Here is a 24,899-nt window from a genome sequence, read left to right as displayed (position 1 = left end):
CAATTTCCCTTGGTAATTAGCGACTACGACAAAGTCGCGTGGTAATTAAAGTACGACAAAATCGCTTGGTGTTAACAATAATAACTTGTACTAGCTCAGACTTGACCTGACAGTTACCCGTTTTTCAATCGGTGACTGTCAGCCTAGATTTGGGCTAAATTCTTTTCAACCCAGATCGATTTCCCATCTAATAATGTTTCAAATGGCGTTCTACCACAGCATTTTTTTCCTTGATGAGTTCGGTCATTATTGTAGTAATTTATCCACTCGTCCAGATCCTTTTGGAGCTCTTCCAGAGAGCTGTATAACTTTTTGCGAAATGTCACTTGATAAAACTCTTGAAGTATCGTTTTGTGGAAGCGTTCGCAGATACCGTTTGTCTGCGGCGACATTGCCTTGGTTTTGGTATGGTCTATGTCGTTGACCGCTAGATAAAGCTGATAATCATGGTGTTCAACCTTACCGCAGTACTCAGTTCCACGATCAGTGAGGATCCGTAGCATAGGTAGTTCGTGCTGCTTAAAGTAAGGCAAAACTCTATCATTCAGTAGCTCTGCTGCTGTGATCGGTGTTTTAGTGGTGTAGAGCTTTGCAAACGCAACTTTGCAATATGTATCAACAAAAGTTTGCTGATATATACGGCCAACTCCCTTTAGGTTTCCAACATAAAAAGTATCCTGTGAACCAAGATATCCTGGGTGCTCAGTCTCAATTTCGCCGCAGGCTTCATCGTCCTGTTTTTTCTTCTCAAGAGCTGTTACTTGGGACTCTGTGAGAATGAGACCTTCTTGCGCAACTTTAGCCTCTAGCGCTTTCAGACGCTTTTTAAAGTTTTCCAAGTCATGGCGCAACCAAACAGACCGCACACCACTGGCAGAAACAAATACGCCTTGTTTTCTTAACTCATTGCTGGCTCTGACTTGCCCGTGAGCCGGAAATTCAATCGCATAGGTGCAAACTGCGTTTTCAGTCTCTTCATCTACACGGTTCTTCAGGTTTGGTGTTCTACGCGATTTACCGATGAGTGCATCAATACCGCCTTCATCAACGAGCTCTTGATAACGATAAAACGTATCTCGCGAAACCCCCATCATTTTGCAGGCTTTAGATACGTTTCCAAGCTCTTCAGCTAGATTGAGCAAACCAGCTTTGTGTTTAATGATTGGATTGTTAGTATGTAACATGAGAGTTACTCCTTAGTTGTTTTGAACAAAGATTCGACATCTTTATCAAAACGGGTAACTCTCAATTTTTCAAATCGAAATGTCAGGTCTGGTCAGAACTAATTCAAATAACTAGTTTAAAAAATGATAGCACAAGCTTAAAGCCTGGCTATCATTCCGCTTCTAAAGCATTTCAAGAACACTTTGTTGCTCCAGTTTACTGAGCGCACTTTCCATATCTACTACACTACAACCCGATAAGTTCGCAATATCTATTGTGTCATGCTTTCCATCGCTATAATTGAGTAGCATCCTGATATGATTCAACTCTTCTATTTGGCCAACTCTTTCTTTGCTGAAAAAGCTCAATGTCGGATACAGCCCTCGCTTGCCTAAATTTGGTTCACCATAAGGAAACTTGTTCTCGAACGTTGCTGTCTGCTCCAACGCAATAAGAATCTTCTCAAGTTTGTCGATACTATCCAATATCGGTTTAATCCCCATATTTTCTTTATCGTCTAACGAAGTATGATACTCATTGTAACCTGCATGAAAACATCGACTCACGCAACATACTGGAAATTGAAAACCTGGCGAATTGTATTGACGCTCATCTGAACCACTTAATGGACTGAATGGAATGTTTTGGTGGTGAAAGCCATGTTCATTAAGGTGATATAGCAGTTTATCTAACAATCCATTATCGTTACGACTATGCTTGAATACTAATTCTTCAGGCTCACCACCCATACAGTTAATTACAAGACCTGAAACTAAATTTTCCTTTAAGTAATCGCCCTCTAAATGAAGCAACCCTAAACTACCAATTGTTTCTGGATGCAAAGCAAAGCGATACGAATAACGTCGCTTTGGCCAGTGCTTAATTCGGTGATATAAACCGAGCAGTACCAAAGGTCCACTGATTTCATTATTTGCCATTGATGGATGACATAAATAAGAACTAAGCAGGATTTCCTTTTTTGACTCTCCCTCAAGCACAGTCTGTGCAATATCCAAATGACCATCAACAAATTCGCTGTCAATGACCGCTTTATATGTGCCGGGTTTTAAATTATCCCGAATATTCTGAGATACACAAAACCCCCACCTTTTTTTGTAATAGCTGGTCACATATGGAATGGCACTCGGTAATTCAGGAAGGCTGTAAAGGTGGTTTTGTAATTCTTCGAGCTCAATCTCAGTATTTACAGGCTCAGAGTAATTTACCACTTCCAGATTTAAACGTTTCATATCGGCGACTTTTTGCCCATCCGGATCTAGAAGGTATGCATCATTACAGTGCCACTCTTGTGGAACTGTCCAATCAAACACCGAGGTACCTGTCGGGATAGACTGAACTGTCAAGGGCATATAACGAGAGAAGATATCATAACTCTGACGCAAGCCTGGTCCCGTAATTGAACGTAATATGGGGAAAAGCTCATCAAAAAGGCCACTATAAAACAACTCTGACTCTTGATATTGCACGTTCTAAACTCCTTATTTCCCGAATATGATACACTTTATTTTTCTGGTGCGCTTATTGTTCTAAATGGATATAGTTGGCACGCCACACACTATTTCCAAAAAAATTATCCAACAAAATATAACTCTCAAAAATTACTTATACAACATACTGTTACCTTTTAGTGGTAAAAAGTTACCGCTTTCCTTTACGTTTGAGCTCCTCTAATCGCTCTCGCTCCGCCAAAATCATCTTTAACATCTGAATGCGAAGCTCCGCTTCTTGCTGTTTAAATTCGGAGAGCTGTTCTTCAAGCACTTCCACTTCATCCACTGTTGTTTGGTCACGGTACTTTTTGCTACCTACGTGTTCGATTACAGCTTGCTGCTCATCATTAGTCGCGTCGGGGTGTTGTTCGACTCTTAAAAAGCGCTGTTCTTGGGATTGCATCAGCTTATTAATTCTTTCTTGGAGTTTACGAATTTGCGCTTGAATAAGGTCCATTGCCTTTTCTAAGTTTTCATAATCCTCTTTAAATACAGGGTTATCTTCCTTATAACCTGCTGCTTCATCATCAAGCTCTTTGGAGAGCATCGCAGGTATCTCTTGCTTTTCTTCCGTATCACTTGGTGATTTCGTCTTTATCTGGTTAGCAGCAACTTGAGCTGAGCCTTGTGATTTCAATTCAGTCTGTTGCTGCAACGGTGGTAAGCCACCTTGATGTATTTGAATATCCATTTTCACTCCTTGGGATAGACACTGTTTGCTATATATCGGAAAAACTGAATAAAACTTAATTAAATTTATGTTGTGCGTTCCTAATTTCGTTTCCGCTGTCTTCAAACTGACATCAACTCGCGACCAATTTGTCATAAATACCAGCAAAAATACTAATTAAGCTAACTCGGCTAGGAAGTATGTTGGTATAGCCTCTTTTTTCGCGGGAGCGTTATGGAAAACAAACAAATTGCGGTGGTGACTGGTGCCTTTGGTGGGATTGGTTCTGCTATTACAAAAACACTCATTGAAAAAGATTTTTTTGTTGTCGCGATAGCAAGTGAAAGGCGTAATGAGGCCGACTTTGACCTCTGGCTTAACACGCTACAAATAAATCCAGCTGCGGTAAAACCCTTATTTTTGGATGTAACGCACGCTGAACAATGCCACACAGCGATGGTTCAGGTTCTACAAGAATTTGGTAATGTCGATCTACTCGTAAATAACGCCGGGATCACACGCGATTCAGCGTTTAAAAAAATGACCCACGCGCAGTGGAGCGAGGTGATCAACACCAATTTAAATTCCCTCTTTAATATGACCAACCCTGTCTTTGCGGCAATGTGCGCAAAGAAGCGAGGTCGTATCGTTAATATCTCTAGCGTTAATGGCCTAAAAGGTCAGTTTGGGCAGGCTAATTATTCCGCCGCAAAAGCAGGCATGATTGGGTTTACCAAAGCACTGGCCTATGAAGGTGCAAGAAGCGGTGTTACCGTCAATGCTGTAGCGCCGGGCTACACAGAAACGCCTATGGTAAGTGCCATGCGTGAAGACGTGCTAAATAGCATAAAAGCACAAGTACCGATGCAGCGTTTAGCCACGCCTGACGAAGTTGCAGCCGCAGTTGCGTACTTAGCATCAAAAGAAGCCGGTTACATTACTGGCGAAACCCTGTCGCTCAATGGCGGCCTATATATGCAATAACCTAAATACCACCGAGGGAGCGAGCTGTACCTGATGTTCGGTGGTGCTAACTGATCACTATCATCCATTGTGTTAATTTAATCGATAACAAGGAAAAGACCATGTACAGCGATTTATTCAAAACATTCAACGAACAAACTGAGCAATTTTTTGCACCAGCGGTACAGTTTAACCAAATCGTGGCAAAAAACATCGAAGCACTATCCAAAATTCAGCTGCACTCGGCTGAGCAGATCACTAAAACATCCATTGAGCAGCTAAAGCAAGCGACTGAAATCAAAGATGCAAAATCTATGATGGATTTCAACGCAAGTCAGTTGAACGCGTTAAACGCTCTAAGCCAACAGATGATCCAAGATGGTCAAAAGCTTTCTCAATTAGGTCAAGAATTTAAAGACAGCTTAGAATCTCTTGGTAAAGAAACGCTAAAAACAGCGAAAGCGCAATAACCTGCAATTTTGGGCGACTTAGGTCGCCTTACCCGTTCAAACAACACAAAGGATCTACCTGTATGGGCACTCAAGAAAATATTGAGCAAGGGTTAACTGCGTGGTGGCAATATAACCAAGAATTGTGGCAGCTCGCAGCGACAAATTTTGGTAAAGAGAATCCATTGCAAAATGCATTAAATGAGCAAAACCAAGCCGACTTACAAAGTTGGCTCAGTGCACTCAATCAGCAACCGGAAGCCTTTATTAAACAGCAAAATGCGTGGTGGCAAACCCAGTTTGCTATTTTTCAAAACAGTTTTATGCCACAAACTACCGATGAGAAAGAAGACATTATTAGCCCTGAGCGTGGAGACAAACGCTTTATAGACCCAGATTGGCAAGAAAACCCTTGGTTTAACTACCTTAAACAAAGCTATCTTTGGTTTGGACAATCGCTACAAAACACCATTGAAAATACTCCAGGTCTCGACCCAAAACTTAAAGAACGATTAGCGTTTTTTGCAAGACAGTCCGTGAATTCAGTATCACCGAGCAACTTTGTTTCAACTAATCCAGAACTACTTAAGCTGACGCTAGAAAGTAACGGGCAGAATCTATTCGATGGACTGGCACGCTTAAAAAAAGATTTAGCCAAAAGTACTGAAATGCTTCGAGTCAGCATGACTAATGAAAATGCGTATACACTTGGAGAAGACCTTGCTTGTACGCCAGGTAGAGTGGTATTCCAAAATCACTTATTTGAACTGATCCAATACCATCCAACTACAGAGCAAGTGCACAAGACTCCCCTGCTTATCGTGCCGCCATTTGTGAATAAATACTATATTTTGGACTTGAGAGCGGATAACTCCTTGGTTAAATGGGCACTTGAACAAGGGTATACCGTGTTAATGATGTCATGGAAAAACCCAGATCCAAGCATGGCAAATATTGCGTTTGACGACTATGTCGTCGACGGTGTGTTATGTGCTTTAGAGCAAACTGAAAAGCAAACAGGCGAAACCCAGATCCATACTGTGGGTTATTGTATCGGCGGTACTCTACTCACTACGTGTATGGCCTATATTGCTGCTAAACGCATCAAACAAAGAGTAAAAAGTGCAACCTTGCTGACCACAATTTTAGATTTCTCGCAGCCTGGAGAACTTGGCGCATTTATCAATGAGCCCACCATTAATGCGCTAGAACAGTATAATAATCAAAATGGCGTGATGTCAGGGCACCTGCTCGGTACTTCTTTTAGTATGCTCAGAGAAAACAGCTTGTATTGGAATTACTTCGTCAATAACTACCTCAAAGGCAAAGCGCCCGCCGACTTAGATTTACTCTACTGGAATAGTGATAGCACGAACCTAACAGCGGCCTGCCACAACTTTATTTTACGAGACTTATATCTCAATAATCAGCTTGTTGAAGACAAGTCTGTCAGTATTCGTGGCGCTAAAATTGACCTCAGTAAAGTAAAGCAACCGGTCTACTTTCTCTCGACCCGTGACGATCATATTGCGCTGTGGCAAGGCACTTTTGAGGGGGCTAAAAAGCTCAGCAGCCCACTCACCTTTGTGCTTGGGGAGTCTGGCCATATTGCCGGAGTGGTCAACCCGCCAAGTGCAAACAAATATGGTTATTGGTTTGATGGACAAGGCCAAGAAAACCCCGCCCAGTGGCTCGCTTCGGCAAAACATGAAAGTGGATCATGGTGGTCACACTGGGCACAGTGGCTACATCAAATAAGCCCAGAACAAGTGCCAGCCCGTGCCGCACAAAGTGATGAACAACCAGGAATTTACGATGCCCCTGGAGAGTACGTCAAACAGAGTATTTAAGAAACTTACAATCAATTAGAAGCAAGAAAACTTGCTTCTAATATTTCCCGTTATTGACACATTCTATACATTCGGTCAGTCTAGGACGCAAAAATATAGGGAAATAACATGATTGGCTTTCTTATACTTGTCGCAGCATTTGTGGTCTTTGTTGGTGTATTACAATATCAAAAAGTAAAAACGATAGCTCATAGACGTACGTTTATACAAGATTACGACCTCGCGCATTTAAGACCCAAACTCAGTCACCATTATCCTGAGCTTACCGATGAGCAACTGACACAGGTTGAATTTGGTCTCAAGCAGTTTTTCCAAGCGAATTTATTGCTCGAAGATCAATCCTTGGCTATGCCCTCTCGGGTTGTCGATGCGCTGTGGCATGAATTTATTTTACACACTCAAGAGTATCAATCCTTTTGCTACGAGGCTTTTGGCCGTTTCTTACATCATTGCCCATCAGAAGCGATGAAAGGGAAAAACAAAGCGCAACTCAGCCTACGTAAGACATGGCGAGCCTGTTGTAGCATCGAGCGCATATCCCCGCGTAGGCCAGCTGCTTTACCAATATTATTCGCACTGGATGCCTTACTCAACATCCCAAATGGGTATTACTACTCAGCAACTGACTTTCGTGAACCTGTTACCAAGGGCGATTCCAGCAGCACAACCTATGCAGGTCACATCGGATGTACTTCAATGGATAGTGGCGACAGCTCCTCATCATCATCAAGTTCTTCAAACTTAAGTTGCAGTAGTGGCTCAAGTTGCGGCAGTGGCTGTAGCAGTTAAGCTTAATACTTAATGAAGATACCTTTTACATTCGTTAACGTTCGGACCTTATATTGACGCTTAAGATTAGCTAAAATTTGTACCGATTTGACGAGTTTTGATTTGGTGTTCAAGTGTCCATTATCCATAAATATTACAGCATTATGTTTTCAGCTCTGCTGATATCAGGATGCCATCAATTGGCAGAAGGGCAGTCGCTATGGAAAATTGCCTCAGAAGGGATCATCTTTAATGGACAGCTGCAAACTCACCTTTCAGCTCCCTCAATTGCATGCGAGCAATGTGTAGTTAAACGCCAAACGGATATTCGTCCGTCAGGCCCTGCTAACTACACCTTGGTTTCTGAAAACCAAAAACTAAAAGCGATATGGGGCAAAAGTAGTAATGCCGCTTTGTATATTCCAAATAACGCCGGTAGAACCTTAATAAACTTGGCTCCGGATACCGAAACGGGTGTCTGGATTATGGACTTAGAGACCACGCCAAAGCCACTCAAGGTGGGTAAGGTTAATTATGTAATGCTTGGCGCAGAAACTTATCAAGTGGTTATCAGTCCAAGCTCACAGCGCACAAACTTTGAGTACGCTGTACTTGTAAAATAGCATTTATTTAGTTTCTAGAATAGTTACTGCATTAGGCTTAAGCCTAACTAAACTCATTCCCTCGGTAACTTCGCTTTCATCAAACACCTCGCCATTTTCGTGTGCTCTGTGGGCTAAATAACGCTTGGTTTTCTCAATATTTAACTCAAACTGCTCAAGGACGCCGGTCGCATAAGCGCGCTTACCAATGGCAGACATTGGGAAAACCATATCGCCATCACGTACCTTTACGTTTATCTCCTCGCCATTATCTACTTTCAGCGTCATCCAACAACCACGCTTTTTACACACTTTGACCACTTCACCTGATAGCGTGATCTCACTTCCCGTATACCGCTCTGTGTTTTTCAGTACGTCTGCAGCTGTTACGAGCTTGTTCATGTTCGCACCACCGCCAAATTCATTTGTTTTAGCGTCTGCTGTTGATACAAAAAGTGTGACAACGAAACCACAGAGTAATTTGTTTATCTTCATATTTTTTCCTTAAAAGTCAGAATAGTAACGCCTTTAACTATATAACTATAAGTAATTAGTTATTGCAATTAGATCTTATAACAACTAACATCCACGCCGCAACTGCAAATGGTAATTGTTTTTATTAAGGATTAATAATATGAAACTCTCTACTCTCTCTTTATCCATTCTTGCAACGTTCTGCGGCTGGAATACATATGCTGAAGCACCTTCGTCGACCAATTCCGATATTGAAAAAATTGAGGTATTGGGACATAAATTAGCAACATTGAACCATGATGTTGCCGCGTCAGTTTCTGCACTAACGGAAGAACAAATAGCACGGCAACAAGCGTCAGATCTAAACCAATTACTCAAGACTCTCCCCAATGTTGAACTATTTGGTAGCGTGACTCCGCTCTCTGGACAACCCGCCATTCGAGGACTGTACGGTGAACGAATACACATCTCTGTAGACAATGTGAAGCGCAAGATTGATTCCGACGGCAGCCAAAATATCGCGCAAATTAATTCTTTGGGAATAAACCCAGATCAATTGAAGCAAGTGCAAGTATTACGAGGTGCCGATTCTTTAACCGTTGGCTCTGGGGCAATCGGGGGAAGTATACGTCTGGTTACCAAGAACGCTGCTGATTATCTAAATGATCAGCATGGCTTTGGCGGCAAAGCTTCGGTCACCCATTTATCTGTGTCGGATGCCAACGATATTAACGTTAGTCTATTTCACCTAAATGATCAGAGTGATACCGTCCTGTCTATTGGCCAAGTGGAGTTTAACGATATTGATGTAGTGGCAGACACCAAAGCCTCAGAAGATGATAGTATCCAGCAGATCAGTAAAATAAAGAATCAGTCAAAACGTCAAAACCTCGCGCTTAAAAATACATGGTACATCGATGAATACCATACTTTGAGCAGTAAAATTGATTACAGTAAAACCGAGTCAATCGATCAGCCGTATGCCCAGCGCATCGATTTAGCATTGGCCTATCCTACGCTTGCTGAAGATTACAAAAATGACTATTTGGAAGGAATGCTCAACTATACATATCAAGGAGCTAGCGAGCTGATCGACTTGGATGTACAAGCATTCTATTCGCGCAAAACCTATGATGAAATCACCAAAGGTTATATTGAACGCGGCAGCAACAAAATTAACTATGATGGTGAAAAAAATGGAGAAAGTACGCGTAAAGGCCTGAGAGTTGCTAACTTGGCTACCTTCAACGGCAAGATAAAGCACAAATTAGCCATTGAAGCGCAGTACGAGTCCGAAAGCTTCGATCAACAACAATGGGACGAAAACCCTACTGATAAATCAACTTACTATGGCGATAGCGATGCCTCGAATTGGTCTATTTCTGTTATCGATCAAAGTCAGTTTTTAAATGAGAGATTACTCCTGACAGGTGGTGTGAGATTCGATAAATACACCCGTTCAAGTAATCACTTTGTCACCTATTCCGATAATGATGATTCTGAGCTCTCTAGCGAGTTGGGAGTAACTTTTAAAGTCGCGGATTATCTTAATTTTTATGCTAAAGCCGCAGAGGCATTCCGAGCCCCTTCGCTCCAAGAGTTGTACAAAAAAGACGAATGGAGATGTCATATTGGTGGAAAAATTTGCTTTAGCGAACCGCAACCAGATTTAAAAGCCGAAGACTCTCAAAGCTACGAAGTTGGTTTTGGTTTGAGCTGGCAGGACTTATCCTTCGCGGATAATTTCAGCGTAAAAGCCATGTACTTCGATAGTGAGATAAATAATTACATCGACAATGTACCTTTTATGTATTACATCGATGAAAGCGGCAATAAGCAACTCGGCTCACCCGGTCCTAAGCCCAGCAATGGTGTGCCTGTCGCCACACATCGTGACTACAGTGCAAAAAATATTGGTAAGTTATTCAGTCATGGTATTGAAATTGAAGCACAGTATTCATTCAAAAAATTAGATATCTACCTTGGGTACGCCTCTATGAATATGGATGTCGTCGGTGTACCTAGTTTCTTTTTAGGCACTATTGACTATACGCGCCAACCATATTCTGAAGCACCAGCAGATAAGCTTACTTGGAATACCAATTATCAATTGAATAGTAATTTAAATCTGGGTTTTCAATTATTACACTACAGAGCTCAACAGCGCCTTAGCGAAGATCTCATCACACGCGGATACGGTACCGGTACCTATACTATCTACAACCTCAACGTAAAATACCAAGGCGAGGGAGTATTATCAGGTTTCTCTGCCCGACTTGGTGTAGACAACCTAACGGATAAGCGTTATTTGCGCGCGCCAGCAAGTGAAGCGAACGACCCCGCAGAGCTTGGAAGAAACATTAAAGCAACAGTGAGCTACCAATTTTGACAAAGCAAATGTGGTTTTAGAACAAAAATGCCGACTTTACGTCGGCATTTTTAACATCATTTTAGTTTTTGCTAGTTATACCAATTGAATTAATTCTCTAATCAATTTGAAGGGTGAAATAGCATATTAGCTTCGTTAAAAATTTCTCATTTAGAACAACTAAATAGCAAAATTTTTGCCTTGCCTATATGGATATAGGTACCTTAGCGGTAGCAGGACGCGAGAGCGGTGCTACTAAAGCTATTTCCCCGCTTCAAGATAGATCATTTACTTAATACAACTGGTATTATAGTTTTTTCAGCTTCATATCTGTGCCAAATACAAGACCATGGTCTGCCACATCCATACTAAACTCAAATACCATATTCTGCTGTAAGAAAGCATCAATACCTTCAGGCATTGGTTGACCAGTTGCTTTTGCCGCTTCTAATAATGGAGCTACGAAAGCCTGCATATCCATGCTGAAATGCGTCATGCCATTACTTTCTAGCACTTGGCTTGCCATTTTCTCAGCAATAACAGTCGCCTTTTCACCCGTATATAACACTAAGTGATCGCCTTTAACCGCCAGCTTAATATCCATGTCTAATGGCTGTGGAGACGGAATATATTGGTTAATTGAAACCGGTGTACCATCTTCTGGGATTTGAATTTGCCCCAGCATAGGTGCCAGGCCTTTTACCGTATTAACGAGTACTAACGGGTCTTCAGCAGACAATGTAACTAGAGCATCAAACGTTTTAGGTTCCGGCGTGCCTTGGTCGTTTGGCTCCATAACAAGATCGAAAACCGATGCACTCACGCCTTTAACCGAGTTTGCCATGCCTGTCATCATCGCAATAGCCATTGGGCTATTTTGTTTCGCTTGCTGCTGTAGTGCAACGAGTTCAGAACACTTGAATTCAGCTTTAGTAAAGCGGCCCCAAAGGGTGTTTACAAGCGGCGCAACTTTTGCGACATCAACACCATAGCCAAACCCTAGTACTTTCTCTTCGCCGTTGGTGACATGCGCAGGAATAAAACCACGGATCGACCCAAGTGCTTTCATCAGTTCAGCATCTTGACCCACCACCACAGTATCAACTTCAAAGTCGATTGCGGAATTAGTAAATTGGATATTCTTGGTGCCCAGCACAGTTGCAGGCCACAAATTCGCGATTTCACTGTAGTCCGCCTGACACTCAGGGGCACGTACCGCTGCTAGTTTCTCAGTCCCACCGCCTAGCTGCAAGATGTTATCTAGCATACGAGTAAAATCAGACTGCTTATTTGCGGTTATACCATCGACGATAGCCACATGGTTCAAAAATGCAATTGACGAACCATCAAAGCCAAACTGCGTATTATATTGCTCAAGCTTGCCAGATTGTGCCAATGACTGAGCTGGTTTGGCGATACCCAAAGCAACTTTTAGATCTGCTTCGGTATTAATTGGCGTGTTAAATGTCGTCGTAACCCATTGACCCTGCACGGAAGTGATAAGCTCAATTTTAGCTTCTGGCGCGAACTCAAGCTGATAACGCGTTAACGCGACGCCATCTAGCGTATCTTCTTGATATGTGATTTCGGCATCTTTTGCAGCCATTTTTATCGTACGTTGAAAAGCCTCAGGATCCGCCAGTTCATAGCGCAATGTAGGCAGTAAACCAACTGTGTAGAATACACTTCTAACTGTCTCACCCATGCCTAAGATAGCTTTCATTTGTTCAGGTGAAGTCAAAGCTAAGTTGTATTGCTCTAGTAGCGTTGCTACAAAGTCCAAGTGCTTATCATTTTCTTTTCTAAGCAACCCAGTTATCTCTTCGATATTTTGAACCTGTCTAAGCTCTTTAGGCATGAAAGACAAATATTTTTGTTGCTCAAAAGGCGTTAATTGCCCCCAAAATACCGCGGTATCAGCCGGAACATATTCCAGTTGTTCCATCGCGATGCTTGAAGAAGATGATGATTGAGTGGTTACATAAGCACCAACGGCAATAGCCACAGCACCTAAGCCAACGAGAAGTTTTGTATTCATAAAGTGATCCTTGTTATCACCACGGAACATAGCCAAACACGTGGTAAATTTATTCTTCCCTACGAACCGCAACGATTGCGCGCGTCAGAGGTCGTTGCATCAAAACACCTAAGTGTCCAAAAATGCAGCGCTATTGTACCTTGATTATTGTCTCAATTCCATTAATTGTGCGCGGTTAAGTTACTCTCAATATTCGGTCAGTTTAAAAGTGAGCTTGATCGTTACATCAATAACCACCAAGCTCTCATTTACAGGATTATTGACTTTCTGCTTGTAGATTCACTCCTGAAAAAGCAGCGTAACCATAGAGCCCAATATGCCAAGTTCCCGCATTTGGATTGGTGATTGTGCACGTTTCATTATTGCCATTTTCATAAGGCCGACATTCGTAGGTATTACTATTTGGTTGTTGACCAAAACGCAGATATAAATCAGCATCTCCAGTACCACCCGATGCCTTTACTTGCAGGCTCTGTGTTCCCTGTGCCACGTCAAAAGTATAATACTGCCACTGACCTTTACTGGCGGATTGATCCAACCATCGCTGGCTATTACCTTGATCTGGAGGAGTGTCAGTATAAACCGTAGCCGTTAGCGCAACGCCCGAATAACGCTCATAGCCATCAAGCATGACATAGTATCGGCCTGTTTGTACTGGAGTAATCGTACAGACTTCATTATTACCTGATTTATAGGGTCGACAATCGTAGTTTTGTGTCGTTGGTTCCGCATTAAAGCGCACGTACATATCTACATCACCACTGCCGCCCGCCGTTTCAACTTTTAGCTGTGTTGCTCCTGCTGGCACATCAATGTAATAAAGTGTCTGAGAAGACTTAGCGCCAGTGACATTCGCTTGTGTTTGACCACTGATAAGTTCAATTGCAGCTGGCGGCTCAATAATGGGAGTTTCTATCACAGATAGATTATTGCTTGCTTTGATCAGATTCAGTTCATCACCAATTTCAGCGGCATACCACCATGTCATATTCATAGGTAACGCGAGCGGATCGGCATCTCGCTGCGCTTTAGATAAGGCAGTTGCATTGCTTGAAAACTCAGCAGTTCGAACAGTAAGCTTATCATTTGTCACACTCAACACTTTAAACTGTTGAATACTCGCAAGGTCGATAGTCCAGCTTTTTGGATCATTGGCGCTTCTTGCCGGTGCACCCCAACTTCCCTCACCCACATAAACGGTGCCGCCTTGGGTCGTTGCCGTAAAGCCATTGCTGGTAGGCGTTAGTGCGTAAGTCAGTTTATTGATATGAGTATCGGACTCTACCACTAAGTTCATCGCATTATTATAGAAGTCTTGTGCCCACCAAGTATGTAATATGGTGTTGTCTGACTTGCCTGAATAGTGAGGATACATCGGTTTGTGATACTGAGCGATACGCCACGTTGCGCTGTTAGCCTGAGACTGTAAGTCGCTTTTCAGCCAATTGTTCATCGCTGTGGCATAGCTCGACCAGCCACTATTTTTAAATTGGCTATTTAAGGTATAAACCCTTAAAAGCCCCGCCACGTTAAAAGCACCATAGGTATCTTTTGCTGTACACGCACCATCTTGGTCATAATCTACGCCAAATACTTGGCATAGCGTTTTGTAGTTATCGTCTTCGTGATTGCCATGTGTTGCTACAAATGGATAAATTCGCTTGTATGCAAGGCCATCAATCAAATCATCCGAAAAGGTTAATTGCCAATCTTTTAAGTATTCACGCATTTCAGAAACGGAGTTTGCATTGGTGTAATCGCCACCATGCATAATAAATAGCGGTCGAATTTTAGCGATCAACTCATTGCCTTTACGGCGCGTTGTCCAACCTGTGCGCGTATCACCACCAGCTACAGCAGTGATCCCTGATGCCGTTTGCGGCGCAGTTCTGAACCACAAACGCTGACCGCAACCTTGTGAATCACAAACACGATAATACACCGCACTATTTGGGGTTAAGCCGGTTAATTTCACAAATGAACTTGAGAGGCCCCCATCAAAAGTATGCGTTGCGTTGACCGCTGCGCTTTGCCAGCTCTGTTCATCTGTTGTGCTGCCATATTTAACAATATGATTAGTGCCTGATGTGGGTGTAAATCCTATTGTTGCTGAAGTGCTTGGACTGGTGTCCCACACAAGACGATGGTAGTCACTCGCAGCAAAACTGCTACAAGATAAACCAGCTGCAACCACAAAAGTTGCCATTTGAGTATATTTCATTTCCTTGGTTCCTAGTTTAAAGTAACAGGCTCAGCACGACTTTGAGCCAATGAGAGTGGTGTTGACGGCGTAGCCACCAACATGACGAATGCGGCGTTTGCATAAGGGAGCGAAAGCGTCTTTGCAGATTGAAAATTCACGGCCGTTGCCCCTAACTTTTCACGCTTGAACGACTTGGGTAACGGCACGCCAGCCTCACCACTCCAATAGTCACCATTTTTAATGTGTGGGAAAAAATCACTTGCGATATGGGGTTGTCCGGGACCATTTGGCGTTTGAATTAAAGAGCGCAGCTCATCAGATGTAGGTAAGCGCCACTCGGCACTACCACATAATCTAGCTTGGTTGGTTCTACGGATCAGATCTTGGCTATCGCAGTGGGATGCTTCGAAGTAACAATCACCTTGATCAGCATGACCAAACTGACCGTCATACCAAGAGTAACTCCAATAGCCATCGTGAATAGACTCATCATCTCGTTTTACTTCCCAGAGCAGATTAAGCTTTTTGTCATAGACGCAATGCCAAGGGCCTTGCCATACAGACAAAAACTGCATGTCATTAGTGACTTTAATAAAGCGTGCGTGAGTTGGAATTTCTCGCTCAGAGGCGCTGAATAACAAGTAGCTAATCGCCACAGTGGCAATCGCTAAACTAAGTATTAAACGTGAGGCAACGGTCATAACATATACCTCAATTGGATCGCTCTGTGGTGACGAGTATGCGCGATTTGTGCGTGATCGAATGCGGAGACCCACATGCAAACACCTGAGCGCAGTTCAACATCAAGGGGAGAATGCGTTTGGTGTTTACGTACCAGCTCTAGCGTCCAATAACCATCGCGCCACTCTCCCCTAGCCCTAACATCGGCTCTATCTCCCTCAAAGCGATTTGAACGGTACAACACGGACGGTAACTGTTCGCCAATTTTCGCCATGTCTCGTTGAGGGTTGTAGGTTTCGCTGGCAAACCAATCAAGGACTTTGCGCTCGGTGATATCTGGCGATGGGATTGGCATTCGCTTTGGCGTAACCTCAGTCGGTGAGTACCAGCGCCAGTTCATCACATAAGCACCGCTTTCTTTGCCATCAGGTTGATACCCTGCGGTGTAGCGTCTTTGCCCAAGTGCAACGCTTTGAGGTGGCCCAAAAAAATTATCATCGGCCAAGTACATGTCATTAGTTCTCAGCGCTTTCCAGTGCCATAAGTCTCGTGTGCGGCCGTCCGTACTTGCATGATAGCCCTTGCCGTGCCAATTACGGGGTTTGTCTGCAAGCGGCGCATCGCCGTATTGAACGGTGCCATCACCTCCTAGTTCACAGGTTGTCGATAGCATGATGGCAAACTTATCTTCGTAATAAGTGCGCTCGTCAAAGCGATAAAAGCCATTTTCTTGTACTTGCCAACCGTCCGAGGTTTTTTCCAGCGGCAGATGCTCTAGGCTTTCGGTCGGATCTTGCCAGCGGATCAGAAAGAAGGTTTCATCATGGTTGCTCAACGCTTTTATTTCGACCTCACTACTCCCATCCAAGAAGTTTGCACCACCAAATGTCGTTAACTTAATAGGCTTGGCACGCAACCATTGTGGCTCGTCTCCTTTGCCGTCTATTTCAAGGTGGCTTTGCGTTGATAGCGGCGCAACTTCTAACCGTAAATGCTGTTCTGCAACGATAAGGCGTATACCAAGGCCACAAAAATACACCAGAGCAATACTGCAACAGAGTAAAATAAGCGCATTTCGGGGCACTAATACACTTAGTACTTGCTTACCCTTAAACACGGTGTGCTTTATGCCATGTAACACCAAATACAAAAAAATGCCTGTCGCTGATAACCCATGAATGACTAAACTTAGACTCTCTGGATTGAGCCAAAGTAACCATCCTGTGACTATACTCAGCACGATAACCAGATACCCAAAGTAGTTAACGGCTTTATCAAACTTGCTTGGAGCGCTGTGAAACGGTGCGCGAATAGTTGCCACAGTAAAAGCAATCGCAATCAAGGTGAGTAAGCAACCAAATAACACATGCATTGACAGCAACGCACCTTGTGGAAGCAAAGGTGAAAGAAACGCCAGAAAGTCATGATTTATAATGCCCAAGCGAGGGCCTGTCAGTAACCCAACCAAGATAACTATTACCGCCATAACATGAAAAATGGCAAAACTACTTCGACGCACAACCGCTCCCAAAACAAATAAAGTAAACTTAGTGTAAACAAATAAATTTACATAAATATTTCATGTTTGGAAAGATGAGACTTTCTCATCTTGGTAATGAAAGGCACATGTAATGTCGTGTAACTTGATTGTTAATAGCTTTGTACTAAGGTAGTTGATACTTCCACCGTCACGGACAGTTCAACATGAACAATAGACTAGTAATAAAATATGTAAGTACGGCAGTGGCTTGCACACTGTTTCTCGCAAGTTGTAGCTCACCAAGTAAAAAACCTTCAGTGCCCAAAGAAACGCTCGACCAAGTCGCAGAATCTGGTCAAGTGCCTGAGCGAGTTTGGCTCAATCAAGGATGGTCAGATAAACTTCGGCAAGACTTTTGGTTCACAGGTCAAGGGTCACAAATCATTCCCTATACTTGGTTTACTTGGTTAGAGCAACCCAACAGTAAAAAGCTCTTTCGCGATAGCGAACATATGGAAATGCTGCGCTATCTACCCAGTAAAACCGCCGCCAATAACCCTTCAGGTTTGCCCATCGGCTTTGCCGTGCATAACAATCAAACCACGGGACAAGCTTGGGTCGGGATGACCTGCGCCGCATGCCACACCAACCAAATTGATTATAATGGTACAAAAATTTTGGTAGAGGGTGCGCCCACCCTCGCCAACTTTGTACTCTTCTTTAGCCGCCTAAATGCCGCATTAGAAGCGACCCTCAACGATAATCAAAAGTTTAGCCGTTTCGCGATGCGGGTATTAAAAGAAGGAGCATCGCAAGAGTTGATTGATGATTTACGAGAGGATCTCAAGCACGTGGCGCTTGCAACCGCCGAGCGACAAACCGTTAATGACTTGCCCGAAGATTATCCAGACGATTTTACCAGCTATGCTCGACTTGACGCGTTTGGCAATATACAAAACGCCGGCACGGCATTTGCGCTTGACGACCTTAACAATAAAAATGCGCCCACCGCGCCCGTCTCCTATCCATTTTTATGGGGTACACACCAGTCCAATGTAGTGCAGTGGAATGCCTCAGCACCAAACGTACCTGTAATTGGGCCTCTGGTTAGGAACATAGGTGAAGTGGTGGGTGTATTTGGTTCGTTATCCATTGAAGAAGCACCGGTTTGGCAGCGTGTTTGGGGGAAACATGCGCGTTACAGCTCAACCGTTGACTTGCAAGGATTAGGACAATTAGAAGCGTGGGTAAAAACGCTACTTCCTCCCGCTTGGCCGGAACAATACTTTCCGGGAATTGACACTAACAAAGCGGCACAAGGAAAAATGTTATTCCAAGCAAACTGTGCTAGCTGTCATCAATTAATTGACCAAAAAAATCTACTTAAAGATTACGAAGCAGTCAAAGTGCCAGTAAAAGAGATAGGTACCGATCCTACTATGTCTAATAACGCCAGCTGCCATATGGCAAAGACCTTATTTTTAGAAGGTACTAAGACAGACATTCTTATTGGCGACAAATTCCAAGCGATAGATAGCGCTATTGATATCCCAGTAAATGGCGTTGTGGGTTTGGTGTTAAAAGACCCTATCAAAGCAATCGAAGCAGGCCTAATAGCAGAACGCACCGGGCCAGATGGTAAGAAAACCACTGTGAAAAAATCCATTGAAGAGCGCCTTAAAGTCTACCTAGAAAATAGACACAAATTGAGTCCGAACACTAATGAAGATTGTGTGGATGGTTTCTACGACGCGGGTGTCTACAAAGCAAGGCCGTTAAACGGAATTTGGGCAACCGCGCCTTATTTACATAATGGCTCAGTGCCAAACCTATGGTCACTATTACAATCACCAGAGTCGCGCCCGGATACCTTCTGGGTTGGTAGTCGCGAATTCGACCCTATCAACGTTGGCTATGTTACTCATCAAGGCATGAACGAGTTCAAAGTGAACAAAGCCAATGGTGAGGTTATGCCGGGCAACGATAACAGCGGTCACGTTTACGGCACTACCTTGAGTGACAATGAAAAGTGGCAAATCGTTGAGTTTTTGAAAACGCTATAAACGCTATTTAGCGCTAAAAACAAAGGGCCGAATACAGGCCCTTTGACTTATAACCGAAAACGTTATTTAAAATGACTCGTGCAACACCACCAGCGCACTTAACTTGCTTGCGCCAAACGTCATCATTTTTTCAAAATCCGACCTTGCGATGGGAACTTGCTGGCAGTCGATAGGATTTTGGTCGTCCTCGACATCAGGGTCATTAAGATATAAACACAATTCATCCAAGCCCGTAATAAGCACCCAATGCGGCGCTTTTTTACCGTTTAGCCGATAAGTGCTGATCAAAGCCAATACCGCACTACCCTGTAACAACCATTGTTCAACCTGTTCAAGCTTTACATCGGCTTGATGAATAGCAATATCACGATATTCACACTCTTGACGGAATTGCTCATGAACTAAGGTCATCACCTGTTTTTTCTGCGCGCTTCTCACGCCATCTAAAAATAGTGGGCCCGCCGTATTCACCATCACCTCTGCCGCAAAACCACGGCGCTCCGCAGCCAATGCCAAACCAAATGGGTGACAGCCGCCGTGACCTGCAGTCATAAAGATGGTGGTCGCTTCACGCCATATTTCAAGCTCTAAGGCCTGATCGCCCATACAGCCTGGATCTATACTCGCCATTGCCATCATCAGTGACGCCGGTCCGCAAGTAAAGTCTGTCGTTTGCTGATACCAAGGTGCCTGATGCAACACCGCCTTTTGCGACAGCTTACGCACACATTTTTGCATTCTTAGCGCGTCATCATGATCCGCGTAATAGTTTTGATACTCGCCAAATACACGATAACCCATGCGTTTATATAAGCCGATGGCCGCGTCATTACGTTTAGCCACCTCTAAACGCATATATAACCAGCCCATTTCACCCGCTCTGGCCTCAAGCTCTGACATCAGTTGACGCGCGATCCCTTTACCTTGATGATGAGGCGATACCGCCAATGAATAAAGCCTTGCCAGCCGCGTTCCTTGGTGCAACCAAAGCAATCCATAGCCCACAAGTTCCCCTGCTAACTTTGCAGTAAGCAGCAGACTATGTTCAAAACTGATGTAATGCTTGAGTTGGCGACGACTCAGTCTATCCGCACTGAAGCAGCTTTGCTCCAGCACATTCAGTGAATTCAAATCCTGCAGTGTCGCCTTTTCAAGCACCAACGCGGCTTGCAACATTACTTTTTACCTCTCGCTTCAAGACGCCTTGAAAATTCAGACATCACCTGCATGTACAGCTCGTCACCGAGATATTTGTCTTCAACCCCTTGGTCAATATTCGGGTTGTCGTTTACTTCAAGCACGTAGGCTTTGCCGTTGTGCTCTTTAATATCAATACCATACAAACCATTACCCACAACTGCCGCCGCTTTTAATGCTGCACGTAACACCGCCTTTGGCACTTCAAACGTTGGTAACGTGTCAAACCCACCCGAGAAATTACGTTTTGACTCGTGGTTATAGATTTGCCAATGGTTACGTGCCATATGGTAACGGCATGCATAAATTGCACGGCCATTTAACACCCCAATACGCCAGTCGTAATCTGTGTATAAGTAAGCTTGCGCCAACACAATCGCAGAGACGCTCATCAGCTCTTGTAAACGCTCGCCAAGTTCTTCTTTGGTTTTTACCTTAAATACGCCTTTTGAGAACGAACTCTCAGGCATTTTAAGCACCATAGGTAGCGATAACTCAGCAATGAGTTTATCGATTACTTGTTCATTACACTGGCTCACAAATCGCGTTTCTAAACTTGGCACCTTCTTGTAATTAAAGGCATCATGTAAAAACACCTTATTACAACAGCGTAGGATCGAGCTTGGGTCATCAATTACCACTAAATCTTTTTGCTCTGCTTCTTGCGCAAGGCGATAAGTATGGTGATCAATCGCTGTGGTTTCACGAATAAATAGCCCATCGTATTGGCCTAAGTTGTATAACTCAGCCGCTTCTAATGGATGTACTTTAATGCCAAGCTTTTCACCCGCTTTTACAAAACGGCTGATCGCCCCTTTATTACTTGGCGGCAACTTTTCATCGTGGTCCACCAACATCGCAATATCCCAGCGATACTTTTTGTGGCTCTTACGTTTGTTCCACTGAGTGGCATGCACATGACCTAATACTTGAGTACAAAACTCAAGCTGCGCCACCTGCAGAGTCGAAAAGTCGCGACGCTGCACCTGCACGCGCACGCCTTTGTCTTGCTGCTGTAATGTCACTTTTAGTAAAGGCGCTGGAAATTGCTGAAATAAATACGCCGCCAACTTACTAAACTCAGGCTGTTGGGTTTCGCCCATACAAATGATCAACTCAGCGTCATCGGTAATCGCGATCCCACGCTTATCAAACCAAGCTTGCGATAAAAACAACACATTATCGCCATCACGTAAACCGTTAATAACTTTTAGACTCGGAAGTACTTGGTGATTACGCGCTTCAGCAAGTAAAGAGCAGTAATAACCTTGACTTAAATAACGATCACAGTCACATAAATTAATCACTCGAAGTTTTGATTCACCGAGCTTTGGGTACTCTTGCAAATACGTTTCAAACGTCACTACGTTATTTGCCAAAGGCAGTACATCTGCATTTTGATCAACAACGAATAGAGTAGATAGCATCTAAATAATCCTTAGGTGGCGATGCGTTGGCACATCATTACATGATGGTTTAGGCACCCCACGATTTAACATAGGGTTAGTGGGCAAATTCAAGGGCCCACATTAAAGTGGAGTAGTTGTAATCTTAAATATAGCACTTAGCAATTGAGTAATTTTGATTCTCAAGATAAATCTTTTTTGCTGTCGAAAACTCAAAGAAAGGACTTAAATTTCATACAGTTAAAAGTTTAAAAGGTTCAATAAATAAGATTAATGCTAACGATTAAGAAAAATTGCATTATCAGTAAAGTTTACAATACTTAATTGATTAAAAATAAAACAACAGGATTTCCTCATGCAAAGGAAAGCAAACCTTCTGGCCCGACTTCGTATCGCATATGAAACAACTAAAAAAGAACTACTAATATTTTTATTGTTGCTTGCAGTCGTTGTTGACATGCTGCCAACTGAATTATTTTTTAGGGTTGAAGTAGCTAACACTATCAAAACAGGGTTGATGTTACCTATTGCATTTATCTTGCTGGAGCTTTTGTTCAAAATATACGATGCCGTTTTGCACAATCGTAAAGAGGTAAAAATCATTAAATCCAATGACCTGTTAGGAGACATTGGTCGACTATGTGAATCAGAACGAGAAATAAACATTAAATATATCGGTGTCGCAGGAAGACATGGCTGGAGTACTGTAATTGCCAGATTTTTAGATCCAAGCTCAGAGATGTGTCTGTTGAGTAAAAAGCAAATAGTCATAGAGATAGCTTTATTAGCACCTCAACAAGTCGGCTCTATCGATGGTGGTACGGAAAGGTATTCTGTAGTTCAGTCGGTAATAAAGGAAATAGAATTTACCAAACAGAGATTGCTAGCCGAGGGAATGAAGCACGTCACGATCAAAACCTACCTTTATGAACATACTCCTAATTTTCTTGGTTTTTTAGTTAATGACAATTATTTATTCACTTCCTTAACCTATTGGGAATATGTTGGCACCGGAGAGAAGTACCTTAGAGGTGGGGGCACTGATTACATTGTTTATGATAAGAACGATGGATTCGGAGGAGCTTATTACCTCAAACGTTTTGAAAGCTGGTTTTGTCATTGCATAGAAAGTACGCATCAAGAGTCATATTGCTCTGAAGAAGCAAAGCATAAAGAGGACTAGCGGTTTAACATGATAAAGGAGAACAGCCAACTGTAGCTGACGAGTGCATTGTGTCACCCTCGCGACAGGTTTAGACGCCCGTCCATAAAAATACAGGCTTACCCTAAAGAAAAAGAAACCATACAGATACTACAAACAGTTAAGTCAGCCTCACCTTCCACCTCTGGAGAAACAAGTGACACCTATCACTATGTGTATTCCAACAAGCAACTGTTAACACAAACCGCGTGTCTCATAAATACTAAAGTGTTAGGCTACAAACAGTACCCGCAATATGGACGTGAATATGGCCAACCTTAATACCGTAGAAATAAAGTCTTTTGTTCCAGCTAAAGACTTTGAATGCTCTAAACGCTTTTATCAGCTAATTGGCTTTGAAATGGCTTTTGAAGCTGGAGATATCGCATATTTTAACTCTGGCTCTTGCTCTTTTTTGCTCCAAGATTTCTATGAGCCATTGCACAGCCACAACTTTATGATGCACCTTTTAGTCGAAGATGCCCAAAGCTGGTATGAACATGTTTTAAAACTCGAGCTGGACAAAGCGTTTGGCGTAAAGGTAACTGAGCTTGTCGAGCAGCCGTGGGGAATGCTCGAATTTTGTATTACTGACCCAAGTGGCGTGCTGTGGCGCATCGCCGAGAATCAGTAACTGAACAAAAAGATTGTGGCGTCAATAACTGACTTTATGCTTTGCCGATTTCCAAATTAATCGAATTGGATATGGACAGATAGCACCATTCACTACGTTTATCACGATAGGGAATCGATGATACTCAATACATATTTGCACCGAAGCTGGGAATTTGACTAACAAACCAAACCTTACCTACCTTCGGTTCTTCACTTTAGCTTTGACGGTGGCTTCCCATACCATTTTATACAAACTTTATTCAGCGCACTTTGCTCTGTAAAACCGAGTGCATCGACAATATCGAGCAATTTGGTGTTGCCGATAAGTTGTTCAAATCGATGCTTTCGCTCTTGGTCAAGTAAGGTTCTAAAGCTGGTGTGTTGTATTTTTAGCTTACGCTGCATCGAACGCACACTCATGTTTAATGCCTTAGCAATACTTGCTTGGTTGACTCCAGCCAGTGAGTGCTTTGCCGCTAGTAAATTGGCAACACGCGCTTGTAAGTCATGATTATCACAGAGCGCTGATACGCTTTTTGCAACCACTTGCTCAATATGTTCGTGCATTAGGCTGTCGACGGTAGCGACTGGCATGGTAAGAAAATCTAACGGAAACGACAGTGCATTTTCAGGGCAATTTTGTGATACGGGGCAGCCAAACCAAGTTTGCAAACGCTGTAATTCTAGGTCACACACGCTAAAGCTAAGCTGGAGTTGGTTAGGCGATAAAGTTGAACGCAAAAGCTGCCGTGCAGCGCTCACCCAAGCGGTCATATTACGCAAAATGGCTTGCTTACCCAGCGGGGTTTTTGGTTGCCAAGTTAACTTGGCATTGTCGCTATCACTTGCGAATACAGCGAGACCAATATCGGCGACAATGGCGTCGTAATGCAATAAGGAGGTAATAGCTTGCTGTAAGTCTTTACTGGTTTCGACCAAATAACCAAGCGCCCCATAATCATGCAGCTGAATGGCTTTACCCTGTTCAAAACCAATTAAGGGATCGCCGCTCAGCTCCTGTCCTACCTCAAGCAATCGCTCATACTCAACGAGTGCTACACGTTCAGGGCGTGACGCTACTAGCTCAGCAAACTCGCCTCGCAGCCTCTTGTCATCGGTAAAACGGTCATGGAGATATACCCACGCACTATAAAAATATACAAACGAAGTGGAGTGCATTGCAGTTCCTTTTGTCG

The 24,899-nt window shown here is 43.2% G+C and carries 20 protein-coding genes; 9 read left to right on the top strand and 11 right to left on the bottom strand.

Features of this window, described 5'->3' with window-relative positions; translation table 11 throughout:
* Window positions 1-143: 143 nt before the first annotated feature.
* The 3 genes from DRB05_RS02880 to DRB05_RS02870 all read right to left on the bottom strand — a co-directional run bounded on the left by DRB05_RS02880 (window position 144) and on the right by DRB05_RS02870 (window position 3,366).
* On the bottom strand, window positions 144-1,184 hold the full coding sequence (locus DRB05_RS02880) for an IS481 family transposase (protein WP_128725606.1): 1,041 nt from the start codon (window positions 1,182-1,184) through the stop codon (window positions 144-146).
* A gap of 162 nt (window positions 1,185-1,346) precedes the next feature.
* A complete protein-coding gene (locus DRB05_RS02875) occupies window positions 1,347-2,651 on the bottom strand; it encodes a DUF4910 domain-containing protein (protein ID WP_128725605.1) in 1,305 nt (434 codons plus the stop codon).
* A gap of 172 nt (window positions 2,652-2,823) precedes the next feature.
* Window positions 2,824-3,366, bottom strand: coding sequence for a hypothetical protein (locus DRB05_RS02870; RefSeq protein WP_128725604.1), 543 nt, complete (start codon window positions 3,364-3,366; stop codon window positions 2,824-2,826).
* Window positions 3,367-3,579: 213 nt separating this feature from the next.
* Here DRB05_RS02870 and DRB05_RS02865 point away from each other — a divergent pair, with 213 nt between their 5' ends.
* The 5 genes from DRB05_RS02865 to DRB05_RS02845 all read left to right on the top strand — a co-directional run bounded on the left by DRB05_RS02865 (window position 3,580) and on the right by DRB05_RS02845 (window position 7,998).
* On the top strand, window positions 3,580-4,329 hold the full coding sequence (locus DRB05_RS02865; RefSeq protein ID WP_128725603.1) for an SDR family oxidoreductase: 750 nt from the start codon (window positions 3,580-3,582) through the stop codon (window positions 4,327-4,329).
* Window positions 4,330-4,430: 101 nt separating this feature from the next.
* Window positions 4,431-4,778: a phasin family protein gene (locus DRB05_RS02860; protein WP_017216260.1), complete on the top strand. Its 348-nt coding sequence runs from the start codon at window positions 4,431-4,433 to the stop codon at window positions 4,776-4,778.
* Window positions 4,779-4,840: 62 nt separating this feature from the next.
* A complete protein-coding gene (phaC, locus tag DRB05_RS02855) occupies window positions 4,841-6,607 on the top strand; it encodes a class I poly(R)-hydroxyalkanoic acid synthase (protein WP_128725602.1) in 1,767 nt (588 codons plus the stop codon).
* Between the two features lie 108 nt (window positions 6,608-6,715).
* Entirely contained in the window at window positions 6,716-7,396 is a 681-nt protein-coding gene (locus DRB05_RS02850) for a hypothetical protein (protein WP_128725601.1), read from the top strand.
* Between the two features lie 113 nt (window positions 7,397-7,509).
* Window positions 7,510-7,998 (top strand): hypothetical protein, encoded by a 489-nt coding sequence (locus DRB05_RS02845; protein WP_128725600.1) that lies wholly within the window; start codon window positions 7,510-7,512, stop codon window positions 7,996-7,998.
* A 3-nt stretch (window positions 7,999-8,001) separates the two neighbouring features.
* Here DRB05_RS02845 and DRB05_RS02840 read toward each other — a convergent pair whose 3' ends face one another.
* Window positions 8,002-8,472, bottom strand: coding sequence for a DUF4920 domain-containing protein (locus DRB05_RS02840; RefSeq protein WP_128725599.1), 471 nt, complete (start codon window positions 8,470-8,472; stop codon window positions 8,002-8,004).
* A gap of 139 nt (window positions 8,473-8,611) precedes the next feature.
* Between DRB05_RS02840 and DRB05_RS02835 the strand changes: the two genes are divergently transcribed.
* A complete protein-coding gene (locus DRB05_RS02835) occupies window positions 8,612-10,840 on the top strand; it encodes a TonB-dependent receptor (protein ID WP_128725598.1) in 2,229 nt (742 codons plus the stop codon).
* Between the two features lie 286 nt (window positions 10,841-11,126).
* Here the strand turns inward: DRB05_RS02835 and DRB05_RS02830 are convergent, their stop codons facing one another.
* The 4 genes from DRB05_RS02830 to DRB05_RS02815 form a co-directional block, all read right to left on the bottom strand.
* A complete protein-coding gene (locus DRB05_RS02830) occupies window positions 11,127-12,857 on the bottom strand; it encodes a hypothetical protein (protein WP_128725597.1) in 1,731 nt (576 codons plus the stop codon).
* Between the two features lie 256 nt (window positions 12,858-13,113).
* Window positions 13,114-15,078 (bottom strand): pre-peptidase C-terminal domain-containing protein, encoded by a 1,965-nt coding sequence (locus DRB05_RS02825; RefSeq protein ID WP_128725596.1) that lies wholly within the window; start codon window positions 15,076-15,078, stop codon window positions 13,114-13,116.
* A gap of 11 nt (window positions 15,079-15,089) precedes the next feature.
* Window positions 15,090-15,761 (bottom strand): DUF1566 domain-containing protein, encoded by a 672-nt coding sequence (locus DRB05_RS02820; RefSeq protein ID WP_128725595.1) that lies wholly within the window; start codon window positions 15,759-15,761, stop codon window positions 15,090-15,092.
* The gene (locus DRB05_RS02815) at window positions 15,758-17,260 is read right to left on the bottom strand and encodes an ethylbenzene dehydrogenase-related protein (RefSeq protein WP_128725594.1); all 1,503 of its coding nucleotides are present in this window, start codon (window positions 17,258-17,260) and stop codon (window positions 15,758-15,760) included. The genes DRB05_RS02820 and DRB05_RS02815 overlap by 4 nt, the downstream gene beginning before the upstream one ends.
* A gap of 185 nt (window positions 17,261-17,445) precedes the next feature.
* Between DRB05_RS02815 and DRB05_RS02810 the strand changes: the two genes are divergently transcribed.
* Entirely contained in the window at window positions 17,446-19,284 is a 1,839-nt protein-coding gene (locus DRB05_RS02810) for a di-heme-cytochrome C peroxidase (protein ID WP_128725593.1), read from the top strand.
* Window positions 19,285-19,350: 66 nt separating this feature from the next.
* Here DRB05_RS02810 and DRB05_RS02805 read toward each other — a convergent pair whose 3' ends face one another.
* Complete coding sequence (locus DRB05_RS02805) at window positions 19,351-20,460, bottom strand: GNAT family N-acetyltransferase/peptidase C39 family protein (RefSeq protein WP_128725592.1); 1,110 nt, start codon at window positions 20,458-20,460, stop codon at window positions 19,351-19,353.
* On the bottom strand, window positions 20,460-21,908 hold the full coding sequence (locus DRB05_RS02800; protein ID WP_128725591.1) for a RimK family protein: 1,449 nt from the start codon (window positions 21,906-21,908) through the stop codon (window positions 20,460-20,462). The genes DRB05_RS02805 and DRB05_RS02800 overlap by 1 nt, the downstream gene beginning before the upstream one ends.
* 334 nt (window positions 21,909-22,242) lie before the next feature.
* Between DRB05_RS02800 and DRB05_RS02795 the strand changes: the two genes are divergently transcribed.
* Window positions 22,243-23,070, top strand: coding sequence for a hypothetical protein (locus tag DRB05_RS02795; RefSeq protein WP_128725590.1), 828 nt, complete (start codon window positions 22,243-22,245; stop codon window positions 23,068-23,070).
* 286 nt (window positions 23,071-23,356) lie between these two features.
* On the top strand, window positions 23,357-23,722 hold the full coding sequence (locus DRB05_RS02790) for a VOC family protein (protein WP_128725589.1): 366 nt from the start codon (window positions 23,357-23,359) through the stop codon (window positions 23,720-23,722).
* A gap of 191 nt (window positions 23,723-23,913) precedes the next feature.
* Here the strand turns inward: DRB05_RS02790 and DRB05_RS02785 are convergent, their stop codons facing one another.
* Complete coding sequence (locus DRB05_RS02785; RefSeq protein ID WP_128725588.1) at window positions 23,914-24,882, bottom strand: AraC family transcriptional regulator ligand-binding domain-containing protein; 969 nt, start codon at window positions 24,880-24,882, stop codon at window positions 23,914-23,916.
* Between the last annotated feature and the right edge of the window lie 17 nt (window positions 24,883-24,899).

The organism is Pseudoalteromonas sp. A757 (assembly GCF_004103285.1).
Classification (GTDB): Bacteria; Pseudomonadota; Gammaproteobacteria; order Enterobacterales; family Alteromonadaceae; genus Pseudoalteromonas; species Pseudoalteromonas galatheae.
This window is presented reverse-complemented; position numbering and strand designations above follow the sequence as displayed.